Origin of the sequence: Nonomuraea mangrovi, from assembly GCF_042681425.1 — a bacterium.
Lineage (GTDB): Bacteria > Actinomycetota > Actinomycetes > Streptosporangiales > Streptosporangiaceae > Nonomuraea > Nonomuraea mangrovi.
This window is the reverse complement of record NZ_JBHUFV010000015.1, coordinates 430,651-453,831: the sequence shown is the minus strand read 5'-3', so window position 1 is coordinate 453,831 and position 23,181 is coordinate 430,651. Positions and strand designations below refer to the sequence as shown.

Here is a 23,181-nt window from a genome sequence, read left to right as displayed (position 1 = left end):
GCCAGATTAGGGCCATGCGAAAGACGATGACCGCCCTGCTCGCCACCGCCGCCCTGCTGACCGCCCCGGCCGTGGCCCACGCCGACGCCGAGCCGCCCGCCAAGGCGACCTTCGAGCTTCCCGCCCCGACGGGGCCGCACCGCCTCGGCATGAGGGAGGTCCACCTGGTCGACCAGAAGCGGAACAGGGAACTGATGGTGAGCGTCTGGTACCCGGCCAGGCCTGGTGACGAGCCGCTCGCGCCGTACATGACGCCCAACGCCGCCGGGTACTTCGACCAGGGCGCGCCCGCGATGGGCCTGAAGCCCGGACAGGTGGACTGGGCGGGGGTCAGGACGCACGCCCGCAAGGACGCGGCGCCGAAGGGGCGGTGGCCGGTCGTGCTCTACTCGCCGGGCTGGGGCTCCCTGCGCACGCTGGGCACCTCCACCGTGGAGGACCTGGCCAGCAGGGGGTACGTGGTGGTGACGGTGGACCACACCCACGAGGCTCCCTTCGTGGAGTTCCCCGGCGGCAGGCTCGAGACGGCCAAGCGCCCGCAGGGCGACGACTACCTGCGTCCCGGGATGGAGACCAGGCTCGCCGACGTCAGGTTCGTCCTGGACCGGTTGCCCTCCCTGAAGGGGCTCGCGCAGGCGATGGACCTGTCCAGGGTGGGCATGTTCGGCCACTCCTTCGGCGGCGACACCGCCGCCGAGGTGATGAGGGCCGACGGGCGCGTGGACGCCGGGGCCGACCTCGACGGGTGGCTCGCCTACGACGTCGACGGGCGGCGGCCCACCCCCTCCGGCGCCGAGGGAACCGACCGGCCGTTCCTGCTGATGGGCTCGCCGGGCAGCACCGCCGACGGGCGGATCAGGAACCACCTGACCGCGCCGGCGTGGAAGTCGTTCTGGGAGCGCTCCTCGGGCTGGAAGCGCGACCTGTCGATGCCGGAGGCCATGCACTACAGCTACACGGACCTGCAGACCTTCCTGCCGCAGCTCGACGAGCGACTGGACGTGGTCCAGGAGGTGCGGGCCAAGCGCATCGGAACGGTCGACCCCGACCGCAGCGTCGCGGCCCAGCGCGCCTACCTCGGCGCCTTCTTCGACCAGTCGCTCAAGCGCCGGCCGCAGCGGCTGCTGCTCGGCGAGTCCCCCGCCCACCCTGACGTGGACTTCGTCCGCTAGACCCACCCGGCAGGAGCCGCGGGCCGCGGCCACCCTGCCGGCGGAGGCGGGCCGCGGGCTCGGGCGGCGCCATACCGGTCGGCGCTCCGCGGGGTCCCGGCCGGTCGGCCGGGTTCACCGCGTCACCCTGGCCGAGGGTCAGCCGGCCTTGCGGTCCACGGGGGAGGTCAGGCCCGCCACCGCCGCCACGACCTCCGAAGCGTTCGACAGGTCGGGCAGCACCACGTCCGCCCCCGCCTCCCGCAGCTCCGCCGCCGTCGAGCGCCCCGACGCGATCGCCACCATCGCCGCACCGCCGATCCGCGCCGCCTGCACGTCGCGGGTGGAGTCGCCGATCAGCACGGTGTTCGCGATGGTGAACGGCGTGCCGAACCGCTGCTTGGCCCTGCCCTGGGCGACCTGCAGCAGGGTGGCCTTGGGGTAGACCTCCTCGCCGTAGCCGCCGAGATCGAAGTCGATGTGCTTGTCGAGCCCGAACGCCTTGAGCTTGTGCACGGCGTTGCCCTTGATCGTGCCCGTCAGCACCGACTGGACGACGCCGTCGAGCCTGGAGACCGCCTTCAGCGCGTCCTTGGCACCCGGCATCATCCTGCCCTCCTTGGCCAGCCGCTTGCGCCGGTCGGCGAACGCGACGGCGAGAGCGGACAGGAACCTGGGCAGGTGGTCGTCCTGCGCGACGATCCCGTTGACGGCGAGCGTCTCGAAGACGATCTCAGAGTCGGGCCTGCCCATGGCGGGGGCAAGCTTGACCAGTGGACGCCCGGTGACGTGGCGGAATGCCTCCGCGTACGCGTCCCTGGTGACGATCGCGACGTCGACCAGCGTGAGATCGACGTTCCACAGCACAAGGCGGTTGATGGCGGCCTCCCTGAAGTTCATGCCCAGGGTACGGCCCAGCGGCCCGTTTCAGGCGTGCTTGAGCGCTTCGGTAAGGGTGTCGACCACGGGCCACCCCGTCGATTCGAGCTCCCTGCGCGGCGTCATGCCGCCGGTGTACAGCACGGCCTTGGCGCCCACATAGGTGGCGGCCACGCCGTCGTCCACGCTGTCGCCGATGACGAGGATCTCGGCGGCGTCGACGGCGATCGCGGCGATGTGGGTGGCCATGTGCTCGGCCTTCTCCCCGCCGGTGGTGCCGGTCAGCCCGTCGACCCTGGTGAAGTGGCTGTCGATGCCGAAGGAGGTGATGGTGGGCACCAGGTGCTCATGGGGTGCCATCGAGCACAGCGACTGGGTGCCGGTCCAGCTCCGCAGCGACGACTCGGCGTCCGCGGCGAGGCCGCAGGCGGCCATCAGCCTGAAGTAGTTGTCGTGGAAGCCCTTGTCGAGCTCCTCCCATTCACCCTCGCGCAGCGGGCGGCCGAGCAGCCGCTCGTAGGCCAGCCAGATGGGCCGCGTGTAGACGGCCCTGAATCCTTCGGCGGTCATCATGGCCAGGCCGTACGGCTTGAAGACCTCGTTCGTCGCGCCGACCACGGCATCGATGTCGTGAAAGAGGGTGCCGTTCCAGTCCCACACGATGTGCTGCGTCATGTCCCCATTGTCGGTCATCAGGCGAGCAGGTCGGGGATCTCCTGGGTGGCGTACCACATGAGCTCGTGCGCCTCGGCGCCGTCGACGGTGAACCTGGCGTCGTCGTCTCCACGGTCGGCGGCGGGGAGGGCGGCGATGGCGGCCTCGATGTCGTCGGCGGCGAAGGTGTCGTCGATGTGCACGGCGGCCACCTTGGCCATGGGAACCGCCTCGGCCAGCCGTACCCTGGCCCGCTCCTCCAGGTCGGCGCCCATGGACAGGACGTCGTCGGGCACCTCTGCCGCCACGACGACCCTGCGGGCGGCGGCGACGACGCCGTCGGCGCGGTCGGCGGCGAGCATGCGCAGGGAGGCTCGCGCCGCCTCGGTCAGCGCCACGTACTCCAGCTCTTCGGTGTCACCCGAGGCGTACCACTCGATCAGCGCGGGAGTGACCGCGTAGCCGGTCAGCGGGGCGGGGCCCAGCTCCCCTTCGGCCGCTGCCCTGGCAAGCGAGGGAAGGGTGCTCGGCAGGTATACGCGCATCGGGAACCTTTCACGACGTTCAAGGGGACCATCATCGCAGGGGACGCCCCAGCAGCGTCTCCAGCTCGGCGATCGTCGTGTCGGGCCCGAGGTGGTGGATGACGCCGATGCCGAGCTCACGGGCGGCGGCGATGTTGGCCTCGATGTCGTCGATGAAGACGCACTCGGGGCCGCTCAGCCCGATGAGGTCGAGGGCGTGCTGGAAGATGCGGGGCTCGGGCTTGCGCATGCCGATCTCGCCGGAGATGACGATGGCGTCGAAGACGTCGTCCCAGCCGTCGCGGGGGTACTCGTTGGCCCACGAGTTGGACAGCAGGCAGGTCCTGATCCCCGACCTTCGGACGTGGAGCAACATGTCGTACATCGCGTCGACCCGCTGGAAGCCGAGGAACATCCGGCTGAGCAGGCCCTCGGCGACGGGCGGAGTGCCGTCGATGGTGCGGAGCCTGGCGGCCAGGTCGCGCTCGAAGTCGGCGGCGCCGATCTCGCCGCGTTCCAGTGCGTGCACGGCGCTCTCCTGCCGCAGCAGTTCGCGCATCACCGCGCGGTAGTGCTCCGCGTCGAGCCGATCGGCGGCGATCCAGGTGGCGACGGCCTCCGACATGCTCGTGGTGAGCACGCCACCCCAGTCGATCAGCACTCCCTTGACCATGAAGAGCAGCCTATATCCCGTGAATGGAGCCGGTCATTTCCCTCGATACCGTGGCCTTCCGTCCGAGGCGACGAAGGGACCCGAGTGTCAGACAGGTTCACACCGCCAGGCCCCGAACTGTTCCAGCTCCCTCCTCTCTTCCGCGATGGACCGGCGTGGCTGACCAAGCCCGTACTGATCGCCGTCCTCACCGCGCTCCTGCTCATCGCCTTCTTCTGGTCGGCGTTCGCCAACCCCAAGATCGTCCCCAGGGGCATCCAGAACCTCGCCGAGCTCGGCTACGTGTTCGTCCGCGACCATGTGGCCAGGCCGTTCCTGGGCAGGCACACCGACCGCTGGATGGGGCTGCTGCTCACGATCTTCTTCACCGCGCTGGTGTGGAACGTGATGGGCGTCGTCCCGCTGATCCAGTACCCGATCGCGGCCAACATCGCCTTCCCCATGGTGCTGGCCTTCACCGTCTACTTCGTCAAGATCTATCAGGCCGTCAAGCACCACGGCTGGTCCGGCTACCTCGGCGCGCTGCTGTTCCCCAAGGACCTGCCGAGGTGGGCGATCGGCCTCTACGCGCCGCTGATGTTCATGGAGAACTTCCTGAACTCGCTGTTCACGCACTTCGTCCGGCTGTTCGCGAACATGTTCGCCGGGCACCTGATCCTGGCCTTCTTCAGCTCGGTCGGCTTCTGGTTCCTGTTCGAGCGCCTGACGCCGCTCGGCTCGCTCGTCGGTCTCGTCGGCGTGGCGATGACGATCCTGATGACCGCCTTCGAGCTGTTCATCATGTTCCTGCAGGCGTTCCTGTTCACGCTGCTGGCGGCGATGTTCGTCGGGGACGCGATCGAGGGCAACCACTAGCCACCGGTAATGCTCTGAAATTTCCGGACATGGGTGGGTGTGGAGCGCATACCGAAGGAGTCCGATGAGCCACGCTGAACGGTTCGCCGAACTCTACGAACAGACCTACACCGCCCTGCTCGGCTACGCGGTGCGCCGCTGCCAGGATCCGGAGGACGCGGCCGACGTCGTCGCCGAGACCTTCACCGTGGCATGGCGGCGCATCGCGAAGGTGCCCGAGGGCGACCAGGCCCGGCTGTGGTTGTACGGCGTGGCCCGCAAGGCCCTCGCCAACCACCGCCGCGGCGAGCGCAGGCACGAGCGGCGCACGGCCGCCCTGCGCGCCCAGCTCGCCGCCTCTCCCCTGCTGGCAGGACCGCCCTCCGGCGGCCGTCTCGCCGGGGCGCTGGCGGAGCTGCCGGAGGAGGACAGGGAGCTGCTGACGCTGGTCGCGTGGGAGAACCTCGACCACGCCCAGCTGGCCACCACGCTCGGCATCAGCCGCAACGCCGTACGGGTGCGGCTGCACCGCGCCCGCAGGCGGCTCGCCTCGATCATGAACGACCACGAACTCGAAGGGAGCGCGCTGTGAACCTCACCGATCTCGCGCGGGTACGCGATGAGGACCTGTCCCGCGATCCTGCCGGCCTGCCGTCGGGGGCGGGCGCGCAGGCGCTGCTGGAGGCCATCACCGCCGAGCCCGTCGAGCGGCGGCGGCCGGTACGGCGGCGCCTGGCCTGGGGCGCGGGGGCGCTCGCGCTGGCCGCCTCCGTCGTGCTCGCCGCCGGCCTGCCGTTCGGCGACCCCACCACGAGGTACGCCAACGCCGCGATCGTGGTCTCCAGGTACGAGGGCCAGGTGACGATCGAGATCAGGGACCCGCTCGCCCGGCCTGAGGAGTTCAGGGAGGCCTTCGCCGCCATCGGGCTGAACGCCGAGGTGAAGCAGGTCCCCGTGGTGAAGGAGCAGGTCGGCCTGCTGATGGGACCCGTCACGCCGGACACGGGGCACTTCGAGGGCTGGTTCTCCCAGGAGCCGATCGAACCGTGCGCGGCCACGACGTGCGTCAAGATCACCGTGCCGAGGAACTTCCCGGGCCGCATGATCTTCGGCGTGGGCCGCGAGGCGCGTCCCGGCGAGCCGTACGTCCATCCGATGTGGCACCTGAGCCGTGCCATGAAGGACGTCGAGGTCGAGGGCAGGACGGTCGCCGAGGTCAGAGCCGAGGTGGAGCGGCGCGGTTTCAAGGTCGGCTACCGCCTGCGATGGCGGACGGAGAAGAACGCCTACATCGAGCAGCGGGCCACGGCCGACCAGGTCAAGGACGACTGGAAGGTCGAGACCGTCCAGGACCACAGCAGCGACACCCTCGACATCGTCGTCGTCCCCGGTCCCGAGGCATGGCCCGCCCCCTCTCCCACCCCCGGCCCGCATTGGTGGGAGAGGTACTAGCGACTCTGGCTTTCGATCATGGCCGCCAGCCTGCGGTGCTCGGCCGAGCGCAGCACCTTGGCGGCCGCCGCGGCCGAGGCGACGGGGGCCGTCTCGAGGAAACCGCGCTTCTCGCGAAGCTCCAGCAGCCTGGTCACCGACTGGTCGAGGCGCTCGCGCGAGATGCGGCCCGACTTCACCGCCGCCAGCACCGCGCTGTGGGCCTTGGGCAGGTTCGGCGGCATGAGCAGCAGGTCGGCTCCGGCCAGGATGGCCCGTACGGCGACCTCGCCGTCGTCGTACTTCTTCCTGACGCCTTCCATGTTGAGCGCGTCGGTCGAGATGACGCCGTCGAAGCCCAGCTTGTCGCGCAGGAGCCCGGTCAGGATGGGCTTGGACAGGGTGGCGGGGTCTCCCGAGGAGTCGAGCTTGGGCATGACGATGTGCGCGCTCATGATCGCGTCGACCCGGGCGCCGATCGCCGACTTGAACGGCGGCGCGTCCATCGCCTCCCACTGCGCCCTGGTGTGCTTGATCACCGGCAGGCCGGTGTGGCTGTCGGTGCGGGTGTCTCCGTGGCCGGGGAAGTGCTTGGCGGTCGCGGCGACGCCCGCGTCGTGGAAGCCCTTCACCGACGCGGCCACCATCTGGGCGACACGCGCCGGGTTGTCGCCGAAGGCGCGCTTGCCGATGACCGGGTTCCTGGGGTCGATGTTGACGTCGGCGACGGGCGCGAAGTCGAGGTTGACGCCCAGGGCCTTCAGCTCGGCGCCGGTCGCCTCCGCCGCCTTGCGGGCCAGCCCCGTGTCACGTGTCGCGCCGATGACCGAGGCGCCCGGCAGGTCGGTGACCAGCGCGGACATCCTCGACACCAGGCCGTTCTCCTGGTCCGTGCCGATGATCAGCGGGACACCCTTCGACGCCTTCTGCAGGCCGTTGGTGAAGGAGACCACCTGGGAGACGCTCTTGATGTTCTCGGGGAAGAGGATCACCCCGCCCAGGTGGTACTTGGCGATCACCTGGGCGGGTGTGCTCGCGCCGAAGGCGTTCTGGTTGCCGGCGGAGGCGCCGGCGGCGGAGGTGCCGTGGACGACCGGCATGAACAGCTGGCCGACCTTCTCCTCGGTGCTCATCCGCGCCAGCGCCCGCCGTACGGTGCCCGTCCCCGCCCCGGCAGACGCCTCGGTGGAGGGCGTGGAGGGTGTGGATGATGGTTTCGCCGCCGGTGGAGGCACGTTCGTCGCCGATCCCGCGTGACCCGTCGGGCTCGCGCACGCCACGAGCGAGGTCGCGATCGCCAGGATGCCCGCGGTGCGAATGCCTCTAACCATGCCACCCAAGCTATCCGGCCCGCCGGGGTGACGCCGACTCAACGGCCGGATGCCGATCACGCGGAGGAGCCGGCTCAGAGGCCGAGCTCGGCCAGTCCCGGCAGCTCGGCGCGTGCCGCGTTCCGCGCGGCCTGTGCCGTCACGTGCCCTCTCGCCGCCGCGGCCGCCGTACGGCACTGCGCCAGCGAGTGCCGGGCCAGACCCGCCCGTACGGCAGGCAGCGCGGGCGCGCTCATCGACAGCGTCGCCACGCCGAGCCCCACGAGCACGCACGCCAGCGCGGGATCGGCCGCCGCCTCGCCGCAGACCCCGCACGGCACCCCGTGGTCGCCGACCGCGGCGGCGATCAGGTCGAGGAGCGCGGGCTGCCACGGATCCTGGAGCGCGACCAGCGCCCCCACCTGGCGATCGGCGGCGAAGGCGTACTGGGCCAGGTCATTGGTCCCGATCGAGAAGAAGTCGACGACGCCGGCGAGGTCCTTCGAGCGCAGCGCGGCGGCCGGCACCTCGATCATCGCCCCCGCCGAGTCGAGCCCTCTGGTGGCGCACTCGTGGACGAACCAGGCGGCCTCCTCGACGGTGGACACCATCGGCGCCATCACCTGGAGCCGGTCGGCCATCCCCTCGGCCGCGCCGGCCAGCGCCCGGAGCTGCGCGCTCATGACGTCGGGGAACGCCTTGAACAGCCGGATCCCGCGTTCGCCGAGCGCGGGGTTCGGCTCGGCGGTCGGGGGCGGCAGGAACGCGAGCGGTTTGTCGGCGCCCGCGTCCAGCGTCCTGACCACGACCTTGCCGTGCGGGAAGGCCTCCAGCACCGTCCTGTAGGCGTCGCGCTGCTCCTCGAGCGTGGGCGGCTCGGTCCTGTCGAGGAAGAGGAACTCCGTCCGGTACAGGCCGACGCCCTCGGCGCCGCCCTCCAGGGCGGCTTTCACATCCCTTGGCCCGCCGATGTTGGCCAGCAACGGCACCGGATGCCCGTCGGCCGTCCTGCCGGGCCCCGTCGCCGCGTCGAGCGCCCGCCTCCTGGCGTCGGAGACGCGTCGCGCCTCGGCCACCCGCTCCTCGCCGGGTTCGACGGTGACGGTGCCCGCGCCTCCGTCGACCAGCACGCGGACGCCAGGCCGCAGCGTGGTCGCGCCGCGCGCGGCCACCACCGCGGGCACGCCCATGGCCCGTGCCAGGATCGCGGTGTGGCTGGTGGGGCCGCCTTCCTCGGTCACGAAGGCGGCGACCACGTCCTTGGTCAGCAGCACCGTGTCCGCGGGCGCCAGATCCCTCGCCACCAGCACGTACGGCTCGGCCGCCACCGTGGGCACGCTGGGCAGCGGGTGCCCGGTGAGCACGGCGACCACCCTGTCCCTGACGTCGTCGAGATCGGCCACCCGCTGACCCATGTAGCCGCCCGCGGCCGCGAGCAGGTCGCGGTACTTGCCGAAGGACACGTAGACGGCCCTGGCCGCCGCCGTCCCCCGCTCGATCAGCGCGTCGACGCCGACGGCGAGGCCGGGGTCGCGGGCCATGAGCGCCTGGGCGGCGAGCACGTCCTTGGCCTGGCCGCCCGCTCTGACGCCGCGCGCCTCCAGCTCGCCCGCCACCCGGTCGAGCGCCGCGTGCGCCCGCGCCTTCTCCTGCTCCGCCTCGCCCTGGTAGGTCGCGCCCTCGGGGGGTTCGGGCACCGAGACGGTCAGCACGTAGACGGGGCCGTGCCCGATGCCGGGACTGGCCCCCACCCCCGAGATGGTCATGGCGCCGATGCGATCGCGGCGAGCTCGTCCACGAGCTCCTCCGCGCCCTCGCCGTCCGCCCTGATCACGATCGACTCGCCCTGACGCACGTCGAGACCCATCACCATCAGGATGCTCTTGGCGTTGACGGGCTCACCGCCCAGCCTGGCCACGGTGACGTCGATGGGAGCCTTCGCCGCCGCCTGTACGAACGTCGCCGCGGGTCGGGCGTGCAGGCCGACCTCCGCCTCGACGGTCACCTTGCGCTCGGCCATCGGGATTCCTCCTAGGTATGCCGGTCCAGACCAGCTGGACTCACGAAAACAACGGCCAGCCGACCGCGGTCAGATCAGCGACCACGAGATCGGCTCCGGCCAGGTCCTCGCCGACGTGGGTGGTGGCCACCGCCACGCACCGCATACCCGCCGCTTTCGCCGCGGTTATCCCCGCCACCGAGTCCTCGAAGACTACGCAATCGTCGGGTTCTGCCCTTAGCTGGGTGGCCGCGAGCAGGTAGCCGGCCGGGTGCGGCTTACCGACCTGGACGTCCTCCGCCGTCACCAGGACCTCGAACAGCTCGCGCACGCCCAACTGGTCGAGGCGGTGTTCGGCCCACGTCCGGTGGGCGGAGGTGACCAGGCCGATGCGCGACCCGTACGCGGCGACCCGGCGGACCAACTCGGCGGCCCCCGGCACGGGCACCACCTCGGGCAGGCCCGGATGGTCGTCGTAGCTGAACACCTCCGCGATCAGCTGGTCGATGTCGTGGCCAGGAAAGACCTCGGGCAGCACGTCACGGCCCCTGCGGCCCATGAAGACGGCCACGTCGTGGTCGAGATCGTGGTTGTCGAGCAGCAGCTGCCAGATGGCCTTGTTGCGCACCTCTGTGTTGATCAGCGTGCCGTCGAGGTCGAACAGCGCCGTGTCTACGCCCATTGGAAGAGCTCGTCTCCCACGTGCACGGGACCCTGGGCGACGACGGTCACCGCCTCGGCCAGTGCGTCCAGCGCGACCACGGGGCAGACCGGCGAGCGGCCACCCGCCTCGACGAGGGCGGGGTCCCATGCCACGACGGGCTGGCCCGCGTGCACCCTGTCGCCCTCCGCCGCCAGCAGCTGGAAGCCCTCCCCCTTCAGCTGCACGGTGTCGATGCCCAGATGGACCAGCACTCCCCTGCCGTCGTCCCCCACGATGACGTAGGCATGCGGATGCAGCTTCATGATCTTGCCGCTGATCGGGGCGACGGCCTTGCCCGGCTCGCGCGCCGGGTCGATCGCCGTCCCCGGCCCCACCATGCCCGCCGAGAACACCGGGTCGGGCACGGCGCCCAGGCCGACCGCGGCCCCGTCGACCGGGGCGAGAACGCTGGTCATTGGTCCCCCCTGCACCAGAGCGCCGGTGGCGGAAGGCCCCGCCACCGGCGCCCTAGCCGATGATGTCCTCGATGTCGCTGGCGATCGTGTCGGCTTCGGGGCCGACCACGACCTGGACGACGTTGCCCGCGGCCATCACCCCGTGGGCCCCTGCGGCCTTCAACGCCGCCTGATCGACCTTGGAGGCGTCGTGCACCTCGGTGCGCAGCCGCGTGATGCACGGCTCGATCTCGATGATGTTGGCCGCACCACCGAGCCCGGCGATGATCGCGTTCGCGTCCGCCGCCATCTGTCCTCCCTCGTCGATACGTCTGTTTGACCAGGCTAAACGAACGCGAGTAATCAGTCGGTCTGCGTCACCTTGTTGAGTCCGCGCGGCGCGTCGGGGTCGATGCCGAGACGGCGGGCGAGCGCCTCGGTGAGGAGCTGGCCAGGGACGATCAAGCCCATCGGGGCGACCCACTCGGGCAGGTCGGGGCCGTTCAGCGCCGCCGTACCCGCCTGGGCCAGAGCCTTGCCGCCGCCCACGGTGAAGGCCGCGGCGCCGGCGCCCACCACGCGCTCGGCCAGGGCGACCGTGCCCGCCAGCGTCGGGCTGTTCTCGGCGGCGACCAGCAGCGCGGGGGTGTCCTCGTCGACCACGGCGATCGGGCCGTGCAGCAGGTCGGCGTAGGACAGGCCCATGGCGTGCAGGTAGCAGGCCTCCTTGAGCTTCAGCGCGGTCTCGAGCGCGGTGGAGAAGGCCATGCCGCGCCCTGAGACGACCACGCCGGGCTTGTCGGCCAGGCCTTCGACGACCGCGTCGATGTCCCCCGGCTCGGCGATCAGCTTCTCGACCGCTTCCGGCACCCGCTGCAGGTCGGCGGCGTCCACGTCCGCGCCGAGGCCCAGCGCGAGGACGGCCAGCGCCGCCAGCTGCGTGGTGTACGTCTTGGTGGCGGGAACCGCCTTCTCCTCGCCGGCCAGCGTGACGAGGGCGACGTCGGCGGCCTGGGCGAGCGGGCTGTCCTCGCCGCCGTTGGTGATGCCGACGGTCTTCGCGCCGCAGTCCTTGGCCCAGGCGAGCGTCTCGACGATCTCCTCGGTCCTGCCGGACTGGGAGATCGCGACGGCCAGCACGCCGTCGAGGTCGAGTTTCCGCTTGTAGGTGGTGGCGATCGAGGGCGCGGCCAGGGCGGCCAGACGCCCGGCGTGCGCCTCGACGAGGTAGCGGCCGTAGACTGCGGCGTTGTCGGAGGTGCCGCGCGCGATGAACAGCAGTTGCCTGGTCTGCTCGCCGAGCGCCTTCACCTCGTCGACCCGAGGAAGCAATGAGGCCAGGGTGGCCCGCAACGCGGCCGGTTGCTCGGCGATCTCGCTGCGCATCTTGGTGGTCATCATGTCCCCATCGCTTGACTGGCTATTCCGGCATGTGGTCTAGTCCGGACTAGACCAGTACGAACCATAACCCATCGCCCAAGCCAGATCGAGGGGAGGATCCGTGGCGCACATCGATCCGGACAGCCCGGTGCCCAAGTACTTCCAGCTCCGCGAGATCCTGCTGGATCTCATCGACAGCAACGAGCTCAGCATCGGCGCGGCGATCCCGTCCGAGCGCGAGCTCTGCCAGCGTTTCGGTCTGTCGCGGATGACCGTGCGCCAGGCCGTCGACCACCTGGTCTCCGAAGGACGCCTGCACAGGGTGCCCGGGAAGGGCACCTTCGTCGCCAGGCCCAAGATCGAGCTGGCGCTCCAGCTCACCTCCTTCACCAACGACATGCGCGCCCGCGGCCTCGAGCCCGGCTCCCGCGACCTCGACAGGCGCATCGTGCGCGCGAGCGCCCACCTGGCCAAGGAGCTCGGGATCCAGCCGGGCGAGGAGGTCCACTTCATCGAACGGCTGCGCACCGCCGACGGCGAGCCGCTGTCGATCGAGCGCGCCCACATCCCCGTCTCGCTGGCCCCCGACCTGGCCGACCACGACCTCACCGGCAAGTCGCTCTACCAGCTTCTCGAGACGCGCTACGGCATCGTGATGGACGCGGGCGAGCTGACCATCGACGGAGGGCTCGCCGACCCGAGCGACGCCGACCTGCTGAAACTGCCCCGCGGTGGGGCCGTGCTGCTGCTGCAGCGCCGCTCGTTCGCCGGAGGGGTGTGCGCCGAGCTGGGAGTCTCCACGTACCGGGCCGACCGGTACCAGTTGCGCACCATCCTGGAGATTCCCGCCCGTCGCGGCTGACCCGGCTCCCAGGGGTACGGCATGCTTGGGTCCTGCTCGTCACCCCCACCCCGCCAGGGCCTTGGCCGGACCTGGTCCTTACCCCCACTCTCCGGAGGAACTCCCGGTGAACGAGTCCGCCGCGATCCCTTCGCCGTTCTCCCGCGTCATGGCCGTGCTCCAGCGCATGGGCCGCTCGCTCATGCTCCCCATCGCGGCCCTGCCCGCCTCCGCGCTCCTGCAGCGCTTCGGCCAGCCCGACATGCTGGGCGCCAACGGCGCCGAACCAGGCGGCCTGGCCGACGTGGCGGGTTTCGCCTGGATGACCCACGTGGCGGAGGTCCTCGCCGCCGCCGGCGCCGCCCTGTTCGACAACCTGCCGCTGCTGTTCGCGGTCGGCGTGGCCATCGGGTTCGCCCGCAAGGCCGACGGCTCCACCGCACTGGCCGCCGTGGTCGGTTACCTGGTCTTCGACCGCGTCACCAAGGTCATGTTCTTCGACTCGGCCATCAGGGACACCGTCATGATCCGCCAGGCCGAGAGCCAGGGGATCAAGGAGATCATCAACTACGGGACGCAGAACCCGACCAAGGTGCTCGGCGGCATCCTGATCGGCCTGGTGACCGCGATGCTCTGGCAGCGCTTCTACCGGATCAAGCTGCCCTCCTGGCTGGCCTTCTTCGGCGGTCGCCGGTTCGTCCCGATCATCACCTCGATCGCGGCGCTGCTGATCGGCGTGCTCATCGGCTGGATCTGGCCGGTGCTCGGCGAGTGGATCGGCCAGGCGGGCAGGGCCCTGGCCGACGCCGGCGCCGTCGGCACGGGGCTGTACGGGTTCTTCAACCGGCTGCTGGTGCCGCTCGGCCTGCACCACTTCGTCAACTCGATCGTGTGGTACGTCGTCCCCGAATGCCAGGTCGGCGGGCGCACCCTGGCCGGCGACTGGAACTGCTACTTCGGCGGCGACCCGAACGCGGGCGAGTTCATGGCCGGGTTCTTCCCCGTCATGATGTTCGCCCTGCCGGCCGCCGCGCTGGCCATCTGGCGGGCGGCGCTGCCCGGCAAGCGGACGGCCGTCGGCGGCATCATGCTCTCCGCGGCGCTGGCATCCTTCGTCACCGGGATCACCGAGCCGATCGAGTTCGCCTTCATCTTCGTCGCGCCGGTGCTGCTGGTGGTCCACGCGGTGCTGACCGGGATCGCGATGGCGGTGACGACGCTGGTCGGGGGGCAGCTGGGGTTCGGCTTCTCGGCCGGGCTGCTCGACATGCTGCTGAACGCCGGCAAGTCCAACACGCACAACCTGATCGGGATCCTGGTCATCGGGGTGGTCTACGGGGCGATCTACTACGTGGTGTTCAGCTTCCTGATCAAACGCCTGAACATCATGACGCCAGGACGAGAACCCGAGGTCGACGTGGACTCCGGCGAAAGCGCCGCCACCCCGTCCCCGCCCAACCCCTGACCGGCCGGTGAGCGGGCCCGCCGCACCCTCCCGCACCAGGGTGTGACGAGCGTTTCCGCAGGACAGGGCGTGGTAGATACCCGGCATCCCCCGTGACGATCTGCCGGGGGAGTCGGGATGAGCACAGCGACCGCCGATGGCGGCACGTCCTTCTGGTCTGCCGCCTTCGCCGTGCTGCAGCGGGTCGGCAGATCGCTGATGATGCCCATCGCCGTCCTGCCCGCCGCGGGCCTCCTGCTCCGCTTCGGCCAGGACGACCTGCTCGGCCGTACCGACAACGCCTTCCTCGACAGGGTCGCCGCCATCTTCGCCGCCGCGGGCGGCGCCCTGTTCGACAACCTGCCGCTGCTGTTCGCGATCGGCGTCGCCATCGGCTTCGCCAAGAGGTCCGACGGCTCGACCGCACTGGCCGCTCTCGTCGGCTACCTCGTGTTCGACCAGGTGACCCGCCGGATGTTCTTCGACTCCACCAGCGAGGCGGTCAAGGCCAAGGTCACCCTCGCGCTCCAGAACGGCAGCACGGTCATCAACCAGGCCGCCTCGGCCCAGCCCACGGGCGTCCTCGGCGGCATCATGATCGGCCTGGTGGCGGCCGTGCTCTGGCAGCGCTACTACCGGATCAAGCTCCCCTCCTGGCTGGCGTTCTTCGGTGGCCGCCGTTTCGTCCCCATCATCACCGCCGTGACCGCCCTCGGTCTCGGCGTGATCTTCGGCTTCGCCTGGCCGCCCATCGGCACCGCGCTCACCGCCTTCGGCGACTGGCTGGCCACCCACTCCGCGCTCGGCGCGGGCGTCTACGGCGTGGCCAACCGCCTCCTCATCCCGCTCGGCCTGCACCACTTCGTGAACTCGATCGTCTGGACGGTCATCCCCGAATGCACGGTGAACGGCGTGCACGCTGCGGGCGACCTCAAGTGCTACGCGATCGGCCAGCAGGGCGCCGGCATCTTCATGACCGGCTTCTTCCCCGTGCTGATGTTCGGCATCCCCGCAGCGGCGCTGGCGATCTGGCGGGCCGCCCCTTCCCACAAGCGGGCCGCGGTGGGCTCCATCATGGTCGGCGGCGCGCTGACCGCGTTCGTCACCGGGATCACCGAGCCGGTGGAGTTCGCGTTCATCTTCGTGGCGCCGCTGCTGTTCGTCATGCACGCGCTGCTCACCGGCGTCTCGATGGCGCTGCTCGCGACGCTGGACACGCGCCTCGGCTTCAGCTTCTCAGCGGGCGGCATCGACATGCTGCTGAACGCCACCAAGTCGAACACCCACGAGCTCGCGCTCATCATCGTGATCGGGCTGGTCTACTTCGTCCTTTACTACCTGCTGTTCAGCTTCCTCATCCGCAAACTCGACATCCCCACCCCCGGCCGGGAGCCCGACGACGACACCATCCCCTCGGACCAGGCCTCGGGCTGACATACGGGACGCCGATAACGCACCGCGGTATCGACCGGAATGAATTCGGCAGGTCAGGTGTGGAATGTCTGCCCGCCGGAATGCGGGTAAAGCTGGTCGCCAACCGATCCAACTCGTTGTGATCTTCTTCGTCGATGCCCGCAAACGGGTCACGGGGCGCGGGGAAGTTGGCGGCCGATGTATCTGAGCGCGGGGCCGAAAACTCCTTATAGCGACGTTCTCCCGCATGAGGTTGGAGGTTTCATGGCATCACGGCTGCGTCCCGTTCCGCTCCCCCGCGTCACCCTCACTCCCCTCCCTGACCCGCCGTACGACGGGGAGCAACGCGGCCCCGAGCCTGCCACCCACGGGGCGCTCGCCCTCGCCCCCGCCGACCCGCGCCCCCTGGTCTGGGGACCGCCAGGGTCCGTGCCCGACGAGCGCCACCTGCGCCACCTCGGCCAGGCGCTCGCCGAGATCCTCACCGGCCGCAGGCCCCCCGAGACGGTCAGCGACCGGCTCACCGAGCGGGCGTACGCCGAACTGGTCCGCGCCGGACTGATGATCCACACGACCGGCCGGCCCCTCGTCGGCGTTCCGCACGTGACCCAGCCCAGGGAGGGCGCGATCGAGATGTGCCTGCTGGTGCACTGCGGCGAACGCAGCCACGTGCTGGCGCTCCGGCTCGAACGGCGTGGCGTCCAGTGGCTGTGCACCGACTTCGAAACCGCCTGACACCCTGAGCCAGTCGCACCACGGCGGCGCAGAGTCCCGGCGGCACGCGAGAAGGCCCCGCACCCGGAGAACCGGGGCGGGGCCTTCAGGAGTGCGGTTACGCTTCGACGTGCTTCGGGTCGCCGTGGCAGCGCTTGTACTTCTTGCCGGACCCGCAGGGGCACGGCGCGTTGCGCTCCACGTTGCCGTAGGCGGCGCGCTCGGCGGCCGTCGTGCGGACCTTGGTGTGCTCGACCTCGCCGCCCTCGCCGGGAGCGGTGTACTCCAGCTCGGTCGGCCGCTCCGGCCCGCGCAGCCCGCGCGCGATGATCGAGCGGGTCTCGGCGATCTCCGCCGACTCCTCGACGATCGGGTTCTCCTGGACCTCGACCTCGAGGTTGAACAGGTAGCCGACCGACTCCTCCTTGATGCCGTCGAGCATCGCGGAGAACATCTCGAAGCCCTCACGCTGGTACTCGATCAGCGGGTCGCGCTGCGCCATCGCGCGCAGTCCGATGCCCTCCTGGAGGTAGTCCATCTCGTAGAGGTGCTCGCGCCACTTGCGGTCGAGGACCGACAGGATGACGCGCCGCTCCAGCTCACGCATGGCCTCGGAGCCGAGCTCCTCCTCACGCCTGTCGTAGGCGCCCAGAGCGTCGGTCTTGATCTTCTCGTGGAGGATCTCGGCCGACAGCTCCTCACGGCCGCCCACCTCCTCGACGAGGTCGTCGAGCTTGACCGTGATCGGGTAGAGGTCGCCGAACGCCTTCCACAGCTTGTCGAGGTCCCACTCCTCGGAGAAGCCCTCGGCCGTGGCGGCGTTGACGTACTCGTCGATCACGTCGCCGACGAAGCCGCGCACCTGCTCGTGCAGGTCGGCGCCCTCCAGGACGCGGTGGCGCTCGGCGTAGATCACCTTGCGCTGCCGGTTCATGACCTCGTCGTACTTCAGAACGTTCTTGCGGATCTCGAAGTTCTGCTGCTCGACCTGGTGCTGGGCGGAGGCCACCGCCTTGGTGACGATGCCCGACTCGATCGGCTGGTCGTCGGGGATGTTCATCCTGACCATGATCGCCTCGACCCGAGGCGAGTTGAACAGGCGCATCAGGTCGTCGCCCAGCGAGAGGTAGAAACGCGACTCGCCGGGGTCACCCTGACGGCCGGAACGGCCGCGCAGCTGGTTGTCGATGCGGCGGGACTCGTGACGCTCGGTGCCGAGGACGTAGAGGCCGCCGAGATCGGTGACCTCCTCGTGCTCGGCCTTGACCGCGCCCTCGGCCTTGGCCAGAGCCTCGGCCCACGCCTTCTCGTACTCCTCCGGCGTCTCGACGGGGTCGAGGCCGCGCTGGCGCAGCTCGAGATCGGCGCGGAACTCGGGGTTGCCGCCGAGCATGATGTCGGTGCCTCGACCGGCCATGTTGGTGGCCACGGTCACGGCGTGCTTGCGGCCCGCCTCGGCGACGATCGACGCCTCACGCGCGTGGTTCTTCGCGTTGAGCACCTCGTGCTTGACGCCCTGGCGGGTCAGCATCTTGGACAGCCGCTCGGACTTCTCGACCGAGGTGGTGCCGACGAGGACGGGCTGGCCCGTCTCGTAGCGCTCCTTGATGTCCTCGACCACCGCGGTGAACTTCGCGTCCTCCGTGCGGTAGATGAGGTCGGCCTGGTCCTTGCGGACCATCGGCCTGTTGGTCGGGATGGGGACCACGCCGAGCTTGTAGGTCTGGTGGAACTCGTTCGCCTCGGTGGCCGCGGTGCCGGTCATGCCGGCGAGCTTGCCGTACAGGCGGAAGTAGTTCTGGAGGGTGATCGTGGCGAGCGTCTGGTTCTCGTCCTTGATCTTCACCCCCTCCTTGGCCTCGATGGCCTGGTGCATGCCCTCGTTGTAGCGGCGCCCGTGCAGGACTCGGCCGGTGAACTCGTCGACGATCAGGACCTCGCCGTCGGTGACGATGTAGTCCTTGTCCTTCTTGTAGAGCTCCTTGGCCTTCAACGCGTTGTTGAGGAAGCCGACCAGGTGGGTGTGCTCGGGCTTGTAGAGGTTGTCGATGCCGAGCCAGTCCTCGACCTTCTCCACGCCCGTCTCGAGGATGCCGACCGTGCGCTTCTTCTCGTCGACGACGTAGTCGCCGGTGCTGGGCTCGCCGGGGTTCTTGCCCTCGACGCCCCTGCGGAGGCGCGGCACGATCTTGGCGAACTCGGTGTACCACTTGCCCGACTGCTCGCCGGGACCCGAGATGATCAGCGGCGTGCGGGCCTCGTCGATGAGGATCGAGTCGACCTCGTCGACGATCGCGAAGTTGTGGCCGCGCTGGACGCACTCCTCCAGCGACCAGGCCATGTTGTCGCGCAGGTAGTCGAAGCCGAACTCGTTGTTCGTGCCGTAGGTGATGTCGGCGCCGTACATCTTGCGGCGCTCCTCGGGGCTCTGCCCCGCGACGATCACACCGGTCTCGAGCCCGAGGAAGCGGTGGATCCGCCCCATCTTCTCCGCGTCACGCTGGGCCAGGTAGTCGTTGACCGTGATGACGTGGACGCCCTTGCCGGAAAGCGCGTTGAGATAGCTGGGCATCACACAGGTCAGGGTCTTGCCCTCACCGGTCTTCATCTCGGAGATGTTGCCCAGGTGCAGGTTGGCGCCGCCCATGATCTGGACGTCGTAGGGGCGCTGGCCGAGGACGCGCCGCGCCGCCTCCCGCACCGTGGCGAAAGCCTCGGGCAAAAGGTCGTCGAGCGACTCCCCATCGGCGTGTCGCTGCTTGAACTCGTCCGTGAGCGCGCGCAACTCCGCGTCGGACAGGCTCTTGAAGTCGTCCTCAATGGAGTTGACCTGGTCGGCGATCCGCTTGAGCTTGCGCAGGATCTTGTTCTCGCCGGCGCGCAGAATCTTGTCGAGAATGGCTGGCACTTTGTGTAAAGCTCCTCGCAGGTCTTCCCCGGCGGCCGCCAGGAGGAGAGGCTGAGACAAACTTCCCCGTTGCCATCGTAGGCGGTTCCGCCACCAGACACAGCCACCGCGACTGGGAGGCCGCTTCACCCGTCTGGGAGAATGGTCTTTCGGCAGAGCGTATGCCGAACAGGTTTGATCTCGCACCATTGACATGGCTGGGCGGGAAATATCTTCAGGAGGGATAGGCCATGGCAGATGGTCACAACCTTGGCAACCACGGCGGGCGCGCGTCGTCCTGGCTGGCGGTCAGCATCATGCTGGCAGGGTTCACCGTCGGTGGCGTCGGTCTGACGATGGCCAACTGGATGATCGTCTGGGTCGGTGTCGGGATCTTCGTCCTGGGCGGGATCCTCGCCCTGGTCTTCGACATCTTCTCCGACGTCGTCATCGACGCGCCCCGTGTCGGCATGCGTGCCGAGGACCATCGCTGACGACTCTGCGGATGGCGGGCTGCAGGGCGAGCCGTCGCCCCGCATCCCGCCATCGCCTTTTCCCGGGCGATTTTCTGTCGGTGCTCGCCGTTACGATCGCGGCATGCTGTGCCGTACCTCTGGATCCACGACATGACCGAGCTGAGCGCCGACGAGGCGCGCCGACTGATCCTGCGCGCCCAGGGCCTGCTGGGCGCCGACGGCAGGCGCGGCGGCGTGCAGGGGATGCTGCGCAGGCTGGGCGCCGTCCAGCTCGACACCATCTCCGTCCTGGCCCGCTCCCACGAGCTGGTCGCCTACGGCAGGCTGGGCGCCGTCGGCAGAGCCGACGTCGAGAGCGCCTACTGGCACAACCCCGCCCGTAGCTTCGAGTACTGGTGTCACGCCGCCTGCATCCTCCCCATCGAGCACTGGCCGCTGTACGGCTTCCGCCGCCGCGCCTACCGCGCGAGGAAGCAGCGCTGGCACGAGGTCCCCGCCGGCTACGAGAAGGTGCTCGACCAGGTGCGCGACAGCGGCCCCGTCACCACCGCCGACATCGGCGGCGCCAAGAAGAGCGCCGAATGGTGGGACTGGTCCGACTCGAAGATCGCGCTCGAGTGGCTGCTCGACATCGGCGAACTCGTCTGCACCAAGCGCGTCGGCTGGCGCAGGGTCTACGACCTGGCCGAGCGCGCCGTCCCGGCCGACCTGCTCGGCGAGGAGCTCACCGACGAGGAGTGCATCGTCCGGCTGGCGCGCGTCGCGGGCTCGGCCCTCGGCGTGGCCACCCGCGGCGACCTCGTCGACTTCCTCAGGGTCAAGGGCCCTCATGCCGCGCTGCTCGACCAGGCGCTGGTCGGCGGCGCGGCCGGACTGGTGCCCGTCAAGGTGGCCGGCTGGCCGTCGGCCAAGCAGCCCGCGAACGCGTGGGCCGCCCCCGAGGCGCTCGAGTCCGAGCCGCGCGGGCGCCACCGCACCACGCTCGTCTCGCCGTTCGACTCGCTCATCTGGCATCGTGGCCGCACGTCGCGGGTGTTCGGGTTCGACTACACCCTCGAGATCTACGTCCCCAAGGCCAAGCGGGTCCACGGCTACTTCACGATGCCCGTGCTGTCGGGCGGCAAGCTGATCGCCCGGGTCGATCCGTCACGCGAGGGGCAGACGTTCGTGGCGCGACACGTGTCGTTCGAGTCGTCCAGGGTGCGGCCCGCCGATGTGGCGGGGGTGCGGGAGGCCCTGTGGTCGGCGGCCGCCTGGGTGGGGTGCGACGACGTGCGGGTGGAACGGGTCACCTCCGAGGCTCACACCAGGCCGCTCCTGGACGCCCTCCCCCTGGCCATGTCCGACCTCCGCTGATCTCCGCGGCTCACGCGCGGGTCACGTCGGTCGAAGGTCTCGGGCGCGCACCGGGACAGCCCGCAAGGGAACGCACGGAGCGGCCCTGGGCCCTCCCTCTCAGCGAGGGAGGGCGGGCCTCAGGTGATCTCCAGCATGCGTTCGCGAACGGCGTAGACCACCGCCTCCATCCTGGAGTGCAGTTGCAGCTTGTCCAGGATGTTGCGCACGTGGTTCTTCACCGTGTTCTCCGAGATGAACAGCTGCTTGGCGATCTCGCGGTTGTTCATCCCCTTCGCCACCAGCCGCAGCACCTCCATCTCCCGCTCGGTCAGCCGGGGAACCGGCAGTTGCGGCGGCCGTTCGGCCTCCTTGCGGCTCATGTTGGCGAACTCGGTGATGAGTTTGGCCGCCATGGCGGGGTTGATGAGGGACTGTCCCTCGTGCACCCCGCGCACCGCGTCGGGCACCTCGTCGATCTGGACGTCCTTGAGCAGGTAGCCGGTGGCGCCCGCCTTGATGGCCTCGAAGAGGTCCTCCTCCTCGTCGCTGACCGTCAGCATGATGATCCGCGTGCTGGGGACGGACGCCTTGATGCCGCCCGTCGCCTCGATGCCGCCTTGGCGGGGCATGCGGACGTCCATCAACACCACGTCGGGCAGCAGGCGGTCGGCGAGCTCGACCGCCTCCTGACCGTCGCTGGCCTCGCCGACCACCTCGATGTCGTCCTCGGCGGCCAAGGCCAGCGCGAGGCTGCGCCTGATCAGCTCGTGATCGTCAACGATCATCACGCGGATCGGGTCGCTCATGCGGCCTCCTCAGCGGACCGCATCTGCCTGATGGCTCGCTCGCTCACGTGGCCGAGGCGCTCCGCCTCGGCTCGCTCGCCGCGCTCGCTCACGTCTCCTCCTCGTGGGGGGCCAGAGCCGTTGAACCGCCATGATGCCAGGCTTTTGCGGTCCTAGGGTGGTCGAGAGGATCTTCGTTGGCGCGAATCAGGGCTCGACGAGCCGCAACACGCCGTAGTGGTAGCCGCGCCGGCTGTAGACGACGCTCGGCTGGCCGCTCTCCTTGTCACGGAACAGGTAGAAGTCGTGTCCGACCAGTTCCATCTCGAGGAGGGCCTGGTCGATTGTCATGGGCTCGGCGTTGTGGAACTTCTCCCGGACGACGCAGGGTCCTTCGCCGTCCATCTCGATGGGGACGATGTCGTCGTAGGCCTTGTCGTCAGGCAGGAGGTCTTCCTCGGACTCCGGCTGCGCGGGGACGACTGTGGCCTCGGGCATCGTGTCGTAGACGTCGGCGAGTGCGGCTGTCAGCTCCGCCACGGAAGGGGTCGCGTGGTTGCCGTGATGCACCTTGCGCCGGTCTGCGATGCGCCGCAGGCGGCCTTCGAGTTTGTCGAGGGCTAGGTCGAGGGCGGCGAATCTGTCGTCGGCCGAGGCCTCGGCGCGGATGGCCGGTCCTCGGGAGTGGATGGTCAGCTCGACACGCTCGCGTTGATCGGCGAGGCGGGGGTTGCGTTCCTTCGACACCTCCACATCGACTCGGATGAGCTTGTTGTCCAGACGTTCGATCCTGGCCAGCTTGGTCGTCACGTGGTCTCGGAAGCGGTCACTCACTCCTGTGTGCCGTCCCTTGACGATGATGTCCATGCAACAGCCCCCCTTCGTCTAACGACTGAGACAGAGCGCCCGACGATGTCCCTGCCGGGCGTGGTCATGCTTCACCGTTACCCTCTTTCGACATGTCGTTACCAGCGACTCCAGTGGCACCCGCTCGGCCGACCTGGTCTTCGACCCCACATCCGCCTGCTGAGGGGTTCGCGGCTCTGTGCCACTACTGCCCTTCTCTTCTTTACGGGGGACATCTGGACCCCCGGGAAGGCAGGACTTACCTCTAAGCCGCACCGTGATCAGTCGACAAAAAGTCGCCTTACGTGGACCGTTTCGCCTGCGGCTGGCATCGGCTAGCGGAGCCGGGACCCCCGGCTCTGCGCAACCACGGACCCGAACGGGTGCCATGTCAGAACGCTATCTGCATCACGACCGAATGTCAGCCTGGGGATCGCCCAAAAGATCACTTTCCGTGATTTTCTCCGGGCAGACGGGTGATGCGAGATGCCTGCTTTGTTGGCT

General features: G+C 69.6%; 24 protein-coding genes. 10 read left to right on the top strand and 14 right to left on the bottom strand.

Translation table 11 applies throughout. The annotated features are described in order from the left end of the window. The first annotated feature begins 14 nt into the window (after nt 1-14). The gene (locus ACFSKW_RS09595; RefSeq protein ID WP_379571312.1) at nt 15-1,172 is read left to right on the top strand and encodes an alpha/beta hydrolase family protein; all 1,158 of its coding nucleotides are present in this window, start codon (nt 15-17) and stop codon (nt 1,170-1,172) included. A 138-nt stretch (nt 1,173-1,310) separates the two neighbouring features. On the opposite strand, the gene ACFSKW_RS09590 is transcribed toward ACFSKW_RS09595, so the two are convergent. The 4 genes from ACFSKW_RS09590 to ACFSKW_RS09575 are packed head-to-tail and all read right to left on the bottom strand — an operon-like array spanning nt 1,311 to nt 3,881. Next, a complete protein-coding gene (locus ACFSKW_RS09590) occupies nt 1,311-2,051 on the bottom strand; it encodes an HAD family hydrolase (protein WP_379571310.1) in 741 nt (246 codons plus the stop codon). A gap of 27 nt (nt 2,052-2,078) precedes the next feature. Then, nucleotides 2,079-2,705, bottom strand: a complete 627-nt coding sequence (locus ACFSKW_RS09585; protein ID WP_379571308.1) for an HAD family hydrolase — start codon at nt 2,703-2,705, stop codon at nt 2,079-2,081. Between the two features lie 17 nt (nt 2,706-2,722). Continuing rightward, the gene (locus ACFSKW_RS09580; RefSeq protein ID WP_379571306.1) at nt 2,723-3,229 is read right to left on the bottom strand and encodes a DUF6912 family protein; all 507 of its coding nucleotides are present in this window, start codon (nt 3,227-3,229) and stop codon (nt 2,723-2,725) included. A 31-nt stretch (nt 3,230-3,260) separates the two neighbouring features. Further along, nucleotides 3,261-3,881 (bottom strand): HAD family hydrolase, encoded by a 621-nt coding sequence (locus ACFSKW_RS09575; RefSeq protein ID WP_379571304.1) that lies wholly within the window; start codon nt 3,879-3,881, stop codon nt 3,261-3,263. An 84-nt stretch (nt 3,882-3,965) separates the two neighbouring features. On the opposite strand from ACFSKW_RS09575, the gene ACFSKW_RS09570 reads away from it, so the two are divergent. The 3 genes from ACFSKW_RS09570 to ACFSKW_RS09560 all read left to right on the top strand — a co-directional run bounded on the left by ACFSKW_RS09570 (nt 3,966) and on the right by ACFSKW_RS09560 (nt 6,167). Then, complete coding sequence (locus tag ACFSKW_RS09570) at nt 3,966-4,736, top strand: F0F1 ATP synthase subunit A (RefSeq protein WP_379571302.1); 771 nt, start codon at nt 3,966-3,968, stop codon at nt 4,734-4,736. 64 nt (nt 4,737-4,800) lie between these two features. Next, nucleotides 4,801-5,307 carry an RNA polymerase sigma factor gene (locus ACFSKW_RS09565; protein ID WP_379571300.1) on the top strand — a complete coding sequence of 169 codons (507 nt, stop codon included), beginning with the start codon at nt 4,801-4,803 and terminating at the stop codon, nt 5,305-5,307. Next, nucleotides 5,304-6,167, top strand: coding sequence for a hypothetical protein (locus ACFSKW_RS09560; RefSeq protein WP_379571298.1), 864 nt, complete (start codon nt 5,304-5,306; stop codon nt 6,165-6,167). The genes ACFSKW_RS09565 and ACFSKW_RS09560 overlap by 4 nt, the downstream gene beginning before the upstream one ends. On the opposite strand, the gene nagZ is transcribed toward ACFSKW_RS09560, so the two are convergent. From nagZ to ACFSKW_RS09525, 7 genes are all read right to left on the bottom strand, one after another. Beyond that, the gene (gene nagZ / locus ACFSKW_RS09555; RefSeq protein ID WP_379571296.1) at nt 6,164-7,477 is read right to left on the bottom strand and encodes a beta-N-acetylhexosaminidase; all 1,314 of its coding nucleotides are present in this window, start codon (nt 7,475-7,477) and stop codon (nt 6,164-6,166) included. The two genes, ACFSKW_RS09560 and nagZ, sit on opposite strands and share 4 nt — an antisense overlap. A gap of 74 nt (nt 7,478-7,551) precedes the next feature. Next, nucleotides 7,552-9,222 (bottom strand): phosphoenolpyruvate--protein phosphotransferase, encoded by a 1,671-nt coding sequence (gene ptsP, locus ACFSKW_RS09550; RefSeq protein WP_379571294.1) that lies wholly within the window; start codon nt 9,220-9,222, stop codon nt 7,552-7,554. Then, nucleotides 9,219-9,476 carry an HPr family phosphocarrier protein gene (locus ACFSKW_RS09545; protein ID WP_379571293.1) on the bottom strand — a complete coding sequence of 86 codons (258 nt, stop codon included), beginning with the start codon at nt 9,474-9,476 and terminating at the stop codon, nt 9,219-9,221. Before ACFSKW_RS09545 ends, ptsP begins: the two co-directional genes overlap by 4 nt. A 40-nt stretch (nt 9,477-9,516) precedes the next feature. After that, nucleotides 9,517-10,137, bottom strand: a complete 621-nt coding sequence (locus tag ACFSKW_RS09540; RefSeq protein ID WP_379571291.1) for an HAD family hydrolase — start codon at nt 10,135-10,137, stop codon at nt 9,517-9,519. Continuing rightward, nucleotides 10,128-10,574 carry a PTS sugar transporter subunit IIA gene (locus tag ACFSKW_RS09535; RefSeq protein ID WP_379571289.1) on the bottom strand — a complete coding sequence of 149 codons (447 nt, stop codon included), beginning with the start codon at nt 10,572-10,574 and terminating at the stop codon, nt 10,128-10,130. Before ACFSKW_RS09535 ends, ACFSKW_RS09540 begins: the two co-directional genes overlap by 10 nt. 52 nt (nt 10,575-10,626) lie before the next feature. Continuing rightward, a complete protein-coding gene (locus tag ACFSKW_RS09530) occupies nt 10,627-10,863 on the bottom strand; it encodes a PTS sugar transporter subunit IIB (RefSeq protein WP_192779931.1) in 237 nt (78 codons plus the stop codon). A gap of 53 nt (nt 10,864-10,916) precedes the next feature. After that, nucleotides 10,917-11,951: an SIS domain-containing protein gene (locus tag ACFSKW_RS09525; RefSeq protein ID WP_379571529.1), complete on the bottom strand. Its 1,035-nt coding sequence runs from the start codon at nt 11,949-11,951 to the stop codon at nt 10,917-10,919. A gap of 103 nt (nt 11,952-12,054) precedes the next feature. On the opposite strand from ACFSKW_RS09525, the gene ACFSKW_RS09520 reads away from it, so the two are divergent. The 4 genes from ACFSKW_RS09520 to ACFSKW_RS09505 all read left to right on the top strand — a co-directional run bounded on the left by ACFSKW_RS09520 (nt 12,055) and on the right by ACFSKW_RS09505 (nt 16,366). Then, nucleotides 12,055-12,795, top strand: a complete 741-nt coding sequence (locus tag ACFSKW_RS09520) for a GntR family transcriptional regulator (RefSeq protein ID WP_379571287.1) — start codon at nt 12,055-12,057, stop codon at nt 12,793-12,795. A gap of 106 nt (nt 12,796-12,901) precedes the next feature. Beyond that, nucleotides 12,902-14,239, top strand: a complete 1,338-nt coding sequence (locus tag ACFSKW_RS09515; RefSeq protein WP_379571285.1) for a PTS transporter subunit EIIC — start codon at nt 12,902-12,904, stop codon at nt 14,237-14,239. A gap of 117 nt (nt 14,240-14,356) precedes the next feature. After that, a complete protein-coding gene (locus ACFSKW_RS09510; protein WP_379571283.1) occupies nt 14,357-15,652 on the top strand; it encodes a PTS transporter subunit EIIC in 1,296 nt (431 codons plus the stop codon). A gap of 243 nt (nt 15,653-15,895) precedes the next feature. Continuing rightward, nucleotides 15,896-16,366: an Rv3235 family protein gene (locus tag ACFSKW_RS09505; protein ID WP_379571281.1), complete on the top strand. Its 471-nt coding sequence runs from the start codon at nt 15,896-15,898 to the stop codon at nt 16,364-16,366. Nucleotides 16,367-16,463: 97 nt separating this feature from the next. Here the strand turns inward: ACFSKW_RS09505 and secA are convergent, their stop codons facing one another. Then, nucleotides 16,464-19,253 carry a preprotein translocase subunit SecA gene (gene secA / locus ACFSKW_RS09500; protein WP_379571279.1) on the bottom strand — a complete coding sequence of 930 codons (2,790 nt, stop codon included), beginning with the start codon at nt 19,251-19,253 and terminating at the stop codon, nt 16,464-16,466. A 230-nt stretch (nt 19,254-19,483) separates the two neighbouring features. Between secA and ACFSKW_RS09495 the strand changes: the two genes are divergently transcribed. Continuing rightward, complete coding sequence (locus ACFSKW_RS09495) at nt 19,484-19,726, top strand: HGxxPAAW family protein (RefSeq protein WP_379571277.1); 243 nt, start codon at nt 19,484-19,486, stop codon at nt 19,724-19,726. Nucleotides 19,727-19,858: 132 nt separating this feature from the next. Continuing rightward, nucleotides 19,859-21,064 carry a winged helix-turn-helix domain-containing protein gene (locus tag ACFSKW_RS09490; RefSeq protein ID WP_379571275.1) on the top strand — a complete coding sequence of 402 codons (1,206 nt, stop codon included), beginning with the start codon at nt 19,859-19,861 and terminating at the stop codon, nt 21,062-21,064. 119 nt (nt 21,065-21,183) lie between these two features. On the opposite strand, the gene ACFSKW_RS09485 is transcribed toward ACFSKW_RS09490, so the two are convergent. Beyond that, entirely contained in the window at nt 21,184-21,852 is a 669-nt protein-coding gene (locus ACFSKW_RS09485; RefSeq protein WP_379571273.1) for a response regulator, read from the bottom strand. Between the two features lie 186 nt (nt 21,853-22,038). Beyond that, nucleotides 22,039-22,698 (bottom strand): ribosome hibernation-promoting factor, HPF/YfiA family, encoded by a 660-nt coding sequence (hpf, locus tag ACFSKW_RS09480; RefSeq protein ID WP_379571271.1) that lies wholly within the window; start codon nt 22,696-22,698, stop codon nt 22,039-22,041. Nucleotides 22,699-23,181 lie beyond the last annotated feature (483 nt).

Bases quoted from the DNA above. Each gene is read 5' to 3' on its own strand.
- ACFSKW_RS09595 (WP_379571312.1), top strand. From the start codon at position 15: ATGCGAAAGACGATGACCGCCCTGCTCGCCACCGCCGCCCTGCTGACC.
- ACFSKW_RS09590 (WP_379571310.1), bottom strand. From the start codon at position 2,051: ATGAACTTCAGGGAGGCCGCCATCAACCGCCTTGTGCTGTGGAACGTC.
- ACFSKW_RS09585 (WP_379571308.1), bottom strand. From the start codon at position 2,705: ATGACGCAGCACATCGTGTGGGACTGGAACGGCACCCTCTTTCACGAC.
- ACFSKW_RS09580 (WP_379571306.1), bottom strand. From the start codon at position 3,229: ATGCGCGTATACCTGCCGAGCACCCTTCCCTCGCTTGCCAGGGCAGCG.
- ACFSKW_RS09575 (WP_379571304.1), bottom strand. From the start codon at position 3,881: ATGGTCAAGGGAGTGCTGATCGACTGGGGTGGCGTGCTCACCACGAGC.
- ACFSKW_RS09565 (WP_379571300.1), top strand. From the start codon at position 4,801: ATGAGCCACGCTGAACGGTTCGCCGAACTCTACGAACAGACCTACACC.
- nagZ (WP_379571296.1), bottom strand. From the start codon at position 7,477: ATGGTTAGAGGCATTCGCACCGCGGGCATCCTGGCGATCGCGACCTCG.
- ptsP (WP_379571294.1), bottom strand. From the start codon at position 9,222: ATGACCATCTCGGGGGTGGGGGCCAGTCCCGGCATCGGGCACGGCCCC.
- ACFSKW_RS09545 (WP_379571293.1), bottom strand. From the start codon at position 9,476: ATGGCCGAGCGCAAGGTGACCGTCGAGGCGGAGGTCGGCCTGCACGCC.
- ACFSKW_RS09540 (WP_379571291.1), bottom strand. From the start codon at position 10,137: ATGGGCGTAGACACGGCGCTGTTCGACCTCGACGGCACGCTGATCAAC.
- ACFSKW_RS09535 (WP_379571289.1), bottom strand. From the start codon at position 10,574: ATGACCAGCGTTCTCGCCCCGGTCGACGGGGCCGCGGTCGGCCTGGGC.
- ACFSKW_RS09530 (WP_192779931.1), bottom strand. From the start codon at position 10,863: ATGGCGGCGGACGCGAACGCGATCATCGCCGGGCTCGGTGGTGCGGCC.
- ACFSKW_RS09525 (WP_379571529.1), bottom strand. From the start codon at position 11,951: ATGACCACCAAGATGCGCAGCGAGATCGCCGAGCAACCGGCCGCGTTG.
- ACFSKW_RS09510 (WP_379571283.1), top strand. From the start codon at position 14,357: ATGAGCACAGCGACCGCCGATGGCGGCACGTCCTTCTGGTCTGCCGCC.
- ACFSKW_RS09505 (WP_379571281.1), top strand. From the start codon at position 15,896: ATGGCATCACGGCTGCGTCCCGTTCCGCTCCCCCGCGTCACCCTCACT.
- ACFSKW_RS09495 (WP_379571277.1), top strand. From the start codon at position 19,484: ATGGCAGATGGTCACAACCTTGGCAACCACGGCGGGCGCGCGTCGTCC.
- ACFSKW_RS09490 (WP_379571275.1), top strand. From the start codon at position 19,859: ATGACCGAGCTGAGCGCCGACGAGGCGCGCCGACTGATCCTGCGCGCC.
- ACFSKW_RS09485 (WP_379571273.1), bottom strand. From the start codon at position 21,852: ATGAGCGACCCGATCCGCGTGATGATCGTTGACGATCACGAGCTGATC.
- hpf (WP_379571271.1), bottom strand. From the start codon at position 22,698: ATGGACATCATCGTCAAGGGACGGCACACAGGAGTGAGTGACCGCTTC.